Source organism: Clostridium sp. (assembly GCF_018372875.1).
Lineage (GTDB): Bacteria > Bacillota > Clostridia > Clostridiales > Clostridiaceae > Clostridium.
Genome location: NZ_JAHAIF010000078.1, coordinates 1 through 9,093, shown reverse-complemented (window position 1 = coordinate 9,093; position 9,093 = coordinate 1). Strand labels below are relative to the sequence as shown.

Sequence of the window (9,093 nt, the reverse complement as noted above, 5' to 3'; positions counted from 1 at the left end):
TTCATATTAATATTATACGGAAAGAAGAGAATTCAAATTCATGAATTCTCTTCTTTCTTTTTATCGGATTGTATCAAATTTATTTTGATACAGCCCCTTCCTATTTATTAGAGTAAACCTTTTTTATATTTAAGGTTTTCCCGTATACTTCTTTAAATTTATCTGAACATCTTAGTGCTTGAGAAATTTCTAAATCAAGATTTAAGCAAGAATATAATTGAATTTCAACAGTATCTTCATTTATAGATACGCTTAAATCTTTTACTGCACCAGAAAGACTTCTATCAAGGCCTTCAGCAATTTTTAAAATAATCCCTAATTCTTCAATAACTTTGAAGTCGAGTTTATTTATTATTGAGCAAAACTGAGGTAAAGCTACATGATAGCTATTATTTCTGTGAGATGCTGCAATTGATGCACTCATTAAAAGCTCTTTATGTGATAATCCGTTAATATATGAGTTTAAAATAATATAAAAAGTATGTTTATGGTGATTATAGTAGTCTATTGATGTACCACAATCATGTAACATAGCAGCTGTCTTTATTATGTGGTCATATTCATTGTCTAAATGATGTAATGGTTTGAAAGCTTCAAATAGTTTTTGACTAAGATTATACACGTTTTTAGCATGTTCTTTATTAATATGAAGATCTTCTAATATACCATTTATACTATAATCTAGTATATCCTCTATAGGCTTAAAGTGAGTATTTATGTACTCGTACATTATACCTTCCCTAAGTCCTCTACCAGACACAATTATTTTTGATGCATTAACATACTTAATTATTTCATGGAATATAGAAATTCCACCAACTATAATATCAGCTCTTTCTTTTGATAAACCATCAAATTTATTTCTAAGCTTATAATCTTTGCTCTTTAAAAGATTATAAATATCGTGAACATCATAATCAGTCATTATGTAGTTATGTGCAATGTCAAAAGGATATCTATTTTTTATCCTATTCATTTTAGCAATAGCCCGTACTGTGCCACCTACACCAATTATAGAATCAAAAGTATTGTTTCCTAACCAGTCTATTTCTAATAGTTCACTATAAATTTTGCTAATAGCAGCATCTAAATCATCTCTAAGTATTCTATCTTGGAGATTATACTTGTATGTTAAGTTTACGCTACCTATAGGTAAGGTTGTACTTTCTTTTATTTCACCATTTAATATCCAAGCTATATAAGTAGAAGTACCAGCTACATCAACTAAAAGAGAATTATCAAAGTAAATGCTTTTTGTAACACCAAGGTAACTAAAATAAAGTTCTTCTTCACTTGAAAGTACAATAGTATCCATATCTAGTTCTTCTTTTATTGTATTAACAAACCTATCCTTATTTGTAGCAGCACTTAATGACTCAGTAGCAACAGTTACGATATCGCATACATTAGAAACAGAGGCAAGAGACTTAAATGTAGTTAGGGTGCTAATTGTTTTTTGTATCTTTTCATCAGAAATAAAATCATTATCAATTAAATCGTATCCTAATCTAACTGTGGTACTCAATTCATCTATAATACGAAAGTACCCACCTTCCTCAACTTCTGTCAACATAAATCTAATAGCATTAGAACCTATGTCTATAACACCAACCCTATTCATAAATAACTCCTTAAGATATAATAATAATATTATTATTATACTATAGTGTATAGAAAAATGTTATGGAAAAATGAATATTGACATTAAAAGTTATTTATAGGTATAATGTATAAAAGATAATAGAAAATCGATGAAGAGAAGAGTACTCTAACTGATTTCTAGAGCGAGCAGGGGAGGGTGTAAGCCCTGTGAATAGGTTAGTTTGGAAGAGAGCCTCTGAGATGCCATCTGAATTGAGTAAGATTGGCCGCAGAATACTGCGTTAAAAAGTTGAGTGGCATTTTTTGCAACTAGAGTGGTACCGCGGATATTTCCGTCTCTTGTTATTCAAGAGGCGATTTTTTATTTTAGGAGGATAAATATGGATTATAAAAAGAAAATTTCAGAGTTAATAAAAGAACATGTTGATTTAGATTTAGACAAGATAGAAGGCTTAATAGAAATTCCACCAAGACCAGAAATGGGTGATTATGCATTTCCATGTTTTCAATTAGCTAAGGTTATGAGAAAAGCACCTAATATGATTTCTGGTGAATTAGCAGAAAATATTAATAAAGATGGATTTGAAAAGGTTGAACAGCTAGGACCATATGTAAATTTCTTTGTTGATAAAGGTGTATTTAGTAAAAATACAATAGAAAAGGTATTAGAAGAAGGAGATAACTATGGAGCTTCTAATATTGGAGAAGGAAAAAATGTATGTGTTGAATATTCTTCACCTAATATAGCTAAGCCTTTCCATGTAGGACATCTTTTCACAACAGCTATTGGTAACGCATTATACAAGATGTATAAGAAAGAAGGATATAATGCAATAGGTATAAATCATTTAGGAGACTGGGGAACTCAATTTGGTAAGCTTATTTCAGCTTATCATAGATGGGTAGATGAAGAAGCTTTAGAAGCTGACCCAATAAAAGAATTATTAAGAATATATGTTAAGTTCCATGATGAAGCTGAAAAGGATCCATCATTAGAAGATGAAGGAAGAGCATACTTTAAAGCTTTGGAAAATGGAGATCCAAAGGCAGAGGCTTTATGGAAGAGATTTAGAGATTTAAGCTTAAAGGAATTTGAAAGAGTATACGATATACTTGGAGTAAATTTTGATTCTTACAACGGAGAAGCTTTCTACAATGATAAGATGGATGTTGTAGTAAATGAATTAAAAGAAAAGAAGCTTTTAGTTGAAAGTAATGGTGCACAAGTAGTTATGCTAGAAGACTACAATATGCCACCATGTATAGTTTTAAAGGCTGATGGAGCATCAATATATGCAACAAGAGACTTAGCAGCAGCTATGTATAGAAAGAAGACATATGACTTCTATAAGAGTATATATGTTGTAGGAACACCTCAAGCCCTACATTTTAAGCAAGTGTTTAAAGTACTAGAATTGGCTGGACATGACTGGGCAAATGATTGTGTCCATGTAGGCTTTGGATTAGTTAAGTTTGCTGATAGAAAGCTTTCTACAAGAAAGGGAGAAGTTGTTTTACTTGATGATTTAATTAGAGAATCAGTAGAAAAAACTTTAGAAGTTATTAATGAAAAGAACCCAGAATTAGAAAATAAGGAAGAAGTAGCTAAGAAGATAGGGGTAGGTGCTGTAATATTCACTTACTTAAAGAACTCTAGGGAAAAAGATATTGTATTTGATTGGAAAGAAATTCTTTCATTTGATGGAGAAACTGGTCCGTATGTTCAATACGCATATGCTAGAGCAAAGAGTATCTTAAGAAGAGCTGAAGGAGTTAGCAAGGAAGTAGATTATAGTAAATTATCATCTAAGGAAGAATTTGAATTAGTTAAGACTTTAGATAACTTTAAAAACCAAATCTTATTAGCATTAGATAAATTAGAGCCATCAATTGTTACAAGATATACTATAGAAGTTGCTAAGGCGTTTAATAAGTTCTATAATGCTCATTCAATATTAAACTTAGAAGATGAAGTTTTAAAGGCAACAAGATTAAAGCTAGTTGAAGCTTCTGCTCAAGTTATAAAGAATGGATTAGACCTTTTAGGTATAGATGTAGTAGAAAAAATGTAATTATGAGAGAGTATGTATTTGTATAATGCATACTCTTTATTATTATTAAAAATATGCTATAATTATAATAATTTTAAATAGAGAGGTGGGGAAAGTTTGTTTTTTAATAAGTATATAAAGTATAGAGATATTCTGGTAATAGTTTTAATAGCTCTTGTGGGATATAAGTTAATTGACAATTATCAAATGTTTTTAAATCTTATAAGCACAACAATATCTGTAATATCTCCGTTCATATACGCAATGATATTTGCTTATTGTATTAATCCAATAATGAACCTATTTGAACGAAAATTAAATATGAAAAGAGGTTTATCTATTTTTACTACATATCTATTAATCGGAGGAGCTATAGTAATAGGTGCATTATATATTGTTCCTAGTATTGTTGATAGTATAATATCAATTACATCTGAAATACCTAAATATATGGAAACTGTACAAGGTTGGATTAATGAAGCGTTAAAAAATCAAAATCTTTATGACTTAATAAACAGTACTGGACTTTTAGACAATATAAGTGTTATATCTGGAAAGATGAGTAGTATTATAATTGGAATATTAGATGGTTCTGTATCTTCTATAGTATCAATTACTACAAACGTAGTAAAAATAGGATTTGGATTCTTAATTTCAATTTATATATTGTTAGATAAAGAAAGATTTATTGCCGAAGTTAAAACTATAACATATATGATACTAAAAGAAGAAAAAGGAACAAAATTAATAGATTTAGTTAGAACTTATCATGAAATGATAGGTAAATATATAGGAACTAAAGCTATAGACTCAGCTATAATAGGAGTATTAGCTTTTTTGGGACTTATGCTATTAGATGTGCCATATACCCCGTTATTAGCAATTGTAGTTGGAGTTACTAATATGATTCCATACTTTGGACCATTTGTTGGAGAAGTGGTTGGAGCAGCTGTTGGTTTATTTGTATCACCAACTATGGCTATAACAATATTTGTATTTTTATTAGCACTTCAACAATTTGATGCATGGTACTTAGATCCTAAGCTTATAGGTGATAAGGTTGGAGTAAAACCATTTTATATAATATTAGCAGTTACAATAGGTGGGGGATTCTTTGGACCTATAGGAATGTTACTTGCATCACCAACCATGGCAACTATAAACATATATTATGAGAGAAAGGTGAATTTATTTAAGACAAAGAATAAAAATCTTATGAGAAGAATTGATGCAAGAGAAGAAGATTTTTATAATGAGGATAATATAGAGAGTAAGGATGATATAGATAAAGAAAAAACTCAGTAGGTTAAATACTACTGGTTTTTTTATATCCCTGAGATAAATTAAAGATGAAGAAAGGGTATATTTATTTCTTTGTATATTTATATAAATACATATTTATATGTTTATTTGTTTATTGTAACTAGGAATTTTAAATAAGTTATTTATAAAAAAAGACTGCAGTTAAGATGCAGTCTTTAAAAATCTTATTTATTATTTTTTCTAGCTGGGCAGTTTTTAGAGCAAGTGCCACAATTGCATTTTCCTTTAGAAGATGTTCTTATGTTTTTATAAATTATGAAAATTGATAAAGCTACTATTCCTACAGTAATCAAGATTTCCATAATATCACCAACCTTTCTAAATTAAGAACTTGCCTATGTTAAATACTAAGAAAGAAACAACCCATGCTAATACTAATTGATAAGTTACTGAGAATAGTGTGAGTTTAGTTCCGTATTCTTTTTTCATTGCACCAATTACAGATACACATGGAGTGTATAGTAATACAAATACTAAGAAAGAGTAAGCTGATAATGCAGTGAAATGTGAAGCTAATGTCACTGATAAATCTCCACCAAATATAACTCCCATAGAAGCAACTACTGTTTCTTTAGCTAGTAATCCAGATAATAAAGAAACTGATGATTGCCAGTTACCAAATCCTAATGGAGAGAATATTGGTGCTATAAATGAACCAATGTTAGCTAAGATACTATCATTTACGTTATCAACCATTCCGTTAAGGCTAAAGTTAGATAACAACCAAATAACTACGCTCATAGCGAATATTATTGTACCAGCCTTCTTTAAGAAGCTTTTACCTTTGTCTAAAGTTTGAGTTAAAACAGATTTGAATTCAGGCTTTTTATATTCAGGTAATTCTATTATAAAAGGTTCTTCATCCTTCTTAAAAATTGTATTCTTAAATAATATACCTATTAAGAATGCAAGTAATATTCCTAAGAAGTAAAGCGAACCAACTACTAGTCCTTGGTGATCAGCAAAGAATACTGCTGCAAAAACTGTATAAACAGGTAATCTTGCATTGCATGACATTAAAGGGACAAGTAAAGCAGTAAGTTTTCTATCCTTTTCGCTTTCAAGAGTTCTAGCACTCATAATAGCAGGAACTGAACATCCAAATCCAACAATCATAGGAATAAAAGCTTTTCCTGATAGACCCATTTTTCTCATAAGTTTGTCCATTATGAAAGCAACTCTTGCCATATACCCGCTATCTTCTAATATTGTAATACAAATGAAAAGCGAAAGTATTACAGGAAGTAAAACAAGGATTCCTCCAACTCCTCCAACTATTCCATCTACGATAAGTGATTGGAACCAAGGTGACGAATTTGATAATAATTCACTTAACCATGGCATAAAGGAATCATTTAGTAATCCATCTAGCATATCTGATAAAGGTTGTCCAACCCATGAAAATGTAATTTGAAACATTAATACCATCATTAAAATAAAAATTGGATAAGCTAAAAATGGATTAAGTAATATTTTATCTAATTTATCTGTAAAAGAAACCTTTTTGTTATCTGGTACTTTACTACACTCAGTTAAAACACTTTCTATGTACTTATAAGCAGCTTTTTCGTTCTTAAAGTTAAACTTGTCCATATCATTAGGTTTGCTAAGAGTAGTTGTTGAAATAACTTCTTTAAGTTTATCTATTCCTGTTCCTTTAGCAGCTGATATAGGCATAACTTTTATATTTAATAAAGATTCCAATTTTTTATAATCAATAATAATTCCTTTATTTTCTGCTATATCTACCATGTTTACAGCCAAAATAATTGGCTTATTAAATTGTTTTAATTGAGTAGTTAGATATAAATTTCTGTCTAAGTTTGAAGCATCAACAATGTTTAATATTAAATCAACATCATCTTGTTCTAAAAAGTTTTTAGCTACCTTTTCTTCATTTGAAAAAGTATCCATTGCATATATTCCAGGAAGGTCTACAATTTTAATATCATTGAAAAAACCTTCTTTTTTATCTACAGTTACTCCTGGCCAATTCCCAACATATTGTTTTGAACCAGTCAAAGCGTTAAATAAAGTTGTTTTACCTACATTGGGATTACCAAGAAGAGCAATAGTTGTCATATAAATCCCCCTTACTTTTGAATAAAAATATTTTTAGCGTCCTTTTTTCTTATAGCTAAATCAAATCCTCTTAAGTTTACTATTATCGGATCACCTAATGGTGCAACCCTTTTTAGCTGTATTTTTGTTCCTTCTATACAACCAAGAGCCCAAAGTCTTTTTGTTAACTTTGAATCTCCCTTTATTTCATTAATTGTTCCGATTTCCCCTAATTCTAATTCGCATAAACACATTCTAATCACCTCTAAAAATTGAATGAAAATCATTATCAATATTATATTATCATTTAAAGATAAAAATGTCAATGAAAGTAAATCTCAATTTCATTAATAATTAATTAAATTTGCGAAAAAATAAAATCTAAGTATAATAGAAACAATATATATTATTAAAGGAGGTATAGATTGTGAAAAAAGTCGCAGCATTTTTTGATATTGATGGAACTGTATATAGAGAAGGGTTAATAACTGAAGTTTTTAAGAAGTTAGTTAAATATGAGATAATACAGGGTGAAAAGTGGTATAATGAAGTAAGGCCTGAGTTTGTTAGGTGGGATAAACGTCAAGGAGATTATGATAATTATCTATTAAAAATGGTAGATATATATATGGATGCTATAAAAGGTCTTAAAAAAGATCAAATAGATTTTATAGCCAAAAGGGTAGTTGAACAAAAGGGTGATAGAGTGTACACTTTTACTAGAGATAGAATTAAGTGGCATAAAGAACAAGGGCATATTATAATAACAGTATCTGGTTCTCCATATGAACTTGTAAGAGAGATGGCTAAAAAATATGAGTTCGATGATTTTAGAGGGTCAATTTATGTTCAAGATGAACATAATATGTATACAGGGGATGTAATTCCTATGTGGGATAGTGAGAGCAAACAAAAAGCAATTAATGAATTAGTAAAGTTATATGATATAGAGTTAGATAAGAGTTATGCTTATGGGGATACAGCTGGGGATTATACCATGCTAAATATGGTTGGAAATCCCTATTGTATGAATCCGACAAAAGAGTTATTAGGAAAGGTTATTAATGATGAAAGTCTAAAGAAAAAAGTTAATGTCATAGTAGAGAGAAAGGATGTAACTTATAATTTAGATATTAATAACCTACAATTTGCGTAGAAAAGAGTGGTACTGTGATAGTTAGAGAAAACATCTTGAGAGTTGATGATGTGTCTAATGACCTTATGATTAATCACGAAGGTATGGAGTTTTTACCTGAGGATATGATTTTTTTTGATTTGGAACATTATGTGTATAAAAAACCAAAATGTATAGGCGTTTTTGGGGCTTGTGTTTATAATAGTAGAACAAAATCCTTAGAAGTTACCCAATATATGATAGAAAATAGGTATGAAGGACTGGATATTCTTTATTTAGCTAAAAACTATTTTATATCTATGAAAAATAAAGGTAAAAAAGCTATAGTAACTTTCTCTGGAAATAATGATTTTACTGTAATAAATTATTTATTCCAAAAGTATGGAGTTATTTACGACTTTAATGAAGAATTTGCATCAGTTGATATTCAGAAAGAATATGAAAGAGAAAGAAAAACGTCTATAGGGTTAAAAAAACTCGAAAAGCAATTTGGGATAATAAGAGAAAGTGAAGTAATCAGTGGTTCAAATTTAGCTAAAACATTTCATAAGGTAATGAAGGACAAAGACTATATTAAGAGGATGCCTAGGGAAAAGATTGAGAAAATATTATTATATAATGAACAAGATGTTGTAAATCTTTATCACATTTTTGTAAATTGGAAGAGCATAATATTTGAAGATAAGGAAGAGGATGAAGTTTCACAAATAAAATCAATCGAAGATATTGAAATTATTGATGAAAAAATATTAGATGAGGTTGTTAAAGAATCAGAAGAAGATGATGAGAATAAGCAACTTGAAGATGTAATTATAGAAAAAGAGGGGCTGTCGCACTAAATAATTAGTGCGTAGCTCTTTTTTTGTAAAAAAAATAAATCCCAAACTCTACGAGTTTAGGATTTATGATAAAATATTCTTA

The 9,093-nt window shown here is 29.4% G+C and carries 8 protein-coding genes and 1 other annotated feature; of the genes, 4 read left to right on the top strand and 4 right to left on the bottom strand.

Annotated elements, in window-relative coordinates:
- Positions 1-100: 100 nt before the first annotated feature.
- Positions 101-1,621, bottom strand: a complete 1,521-nt coding sequence (locus KIB46_RS15670; RefSeq protein ID WP_156560958.1) for a Ppx/GppA phosphatase family protein — start codon at positions 1,619-1,621, stop codon at positions 101-103.
- 121 nt (positions 1,622-1,742) lie between these two features.
- Positions 1,743-1,945, top strand: a binding site (T-box leader).
- A gap of 37 nt (positions 1,946-1,982) precedes the next feature.
- Here KIB46_RS15670 and argS point away from each other — a divergent pair.
- Both argS and KIB46_RS15660 read left to right on the top strand, forming a co-directional pair.
- Positions 1,983-3,674 (top strand): arginine--tRNA ligase, encoded by a 1,692-nt coding sequence (gene argS / locus KIB46_RS15665; RefSeq protein ID WP_291673102.1) that lies wholly within the window; start codon positions 1,983-1,985, stop codon positions 3,672-3,674.
- A 96-nt stretch (positions 3,675-3,770) separates the two neighbouring features.
- Positions 3,771-4,958: an AI-2E family transporter gene (locus KIB46_RS15660; protein ID WP_291673100.1), complete on the top strand. Its 1,188-nt coding sequence runs from the start codon at positions 3,771-3,773 to the stop codon at positions 4,956-4,958.
- Positions 4,959-5,140: 182 nt separating this feature from the next.
- Here KIB46_RS15660 and KIB46_RS15655 read toward each other — a convergent pair whose 3' ends face one another.
- Genes KIB46_RS15655 through KIB46_RS15645 form a run of 3 tightly spaced genes read right to left on the bottom strand, consistent with a single transcriptional unit; the run spans position 5,141 to position 7,291 of the window.
- Positions 5,141-5,278, bottom strand: a complete 138-nt coding sequence (locus tag KIB46_RS15655) for a FeoB-associated Cys-rich membrane protein (RefSeq protein WP_156560961.1) — start codon at positions 5,276-5,278, stop codon at positions 5,141-5,143.
- Between the two features lie 16 nt (positions 5,279-5,294).
- Entirely contained in the window at positions 5,295-7,058 is a 1,764-nt protein-coding gene (feoB, locus tag KIB46_RS15650) for a ferrous iron transport protein B (RefSeq protein WP_291673098.1), read from the bottom strand.
- Between the two features lie 11 nt (positions 7,059-7,069).
- Entirely contained in the window at positions 7,070-7,291 is a 222-nt protein-coding gene (locus tag KIB46_RS15645; protein WP_027098143.1) for a ferrous iron transport protein A, read from the bottom strand.
- A 173-nt stretch (positions 7,292-7,464) separates the two neighbouring features.
- Between KIB46_RS15645 and KIB46_RS15640 the strand changes: the two genes are divergently transcribed.
- The gene (locus tag KIB46_RS15640; protein ID WP_156560963.1) at positions 7,465-8,193 is read left to right on the top strand and encodes an HAD-IB family hydrolase; all 729 of its coding nucleotides are present in this window, start codon (positions 7,465-7,467) and stop codon (positions 8,191-8,193) included.
- Between the two features lie 14 nt (positions 8,194-8,207).
- A complete protein-coding gene (locus KIB46_RS15635) occupies positions 8,208-9,011 on the top strand; it encodes a ribonuclease H-like domain-containing protein (protein ID WP_291673094.1) in 804 nt (267 codons plus the stop codon).
- The last annotated feature ends 82 nt before the right edge of the window (positions 9,012-9,093 follow it).

Bases quoted from the DNA above. Each gene is read 5' to 3' on its own strand.
- KIB46_RS15670 (WP_156560958.1), bottom strand. From the start codon at position 1,621: ATGAATAGGGTTGGTGTTATAGACATAGGTTCTAATGCTATTAGATTT.
- feoB (WP_291673098.1), bottom strand. From the start codon at position 7,058: ATGACAACTATTGCTCTTCTTGGTAATCCCAATGTAGGTAAAACAACT.
- KIB46_RS15645 (WP_027098143.1), bottom strand. From the start codon at position 7,291: ATGTGTTTATGCGAATTAGAATTAGGGGAAATCGGAACAATTAATGAA.
- argS (WP_291673102.1), top strand. From the start codon at position 1,983: ATGGATTATAAAAAGAAAATTTCAGAGTTAATAAAAGAACATGTTGAT.
- KIB46_RS15655 (WP_156560961.1), bottom strand. From the start codon at position 5,278: ATGGAAATCTTGATTACTGTAGGAATAGTAGCTTTATCAATTTTCATA.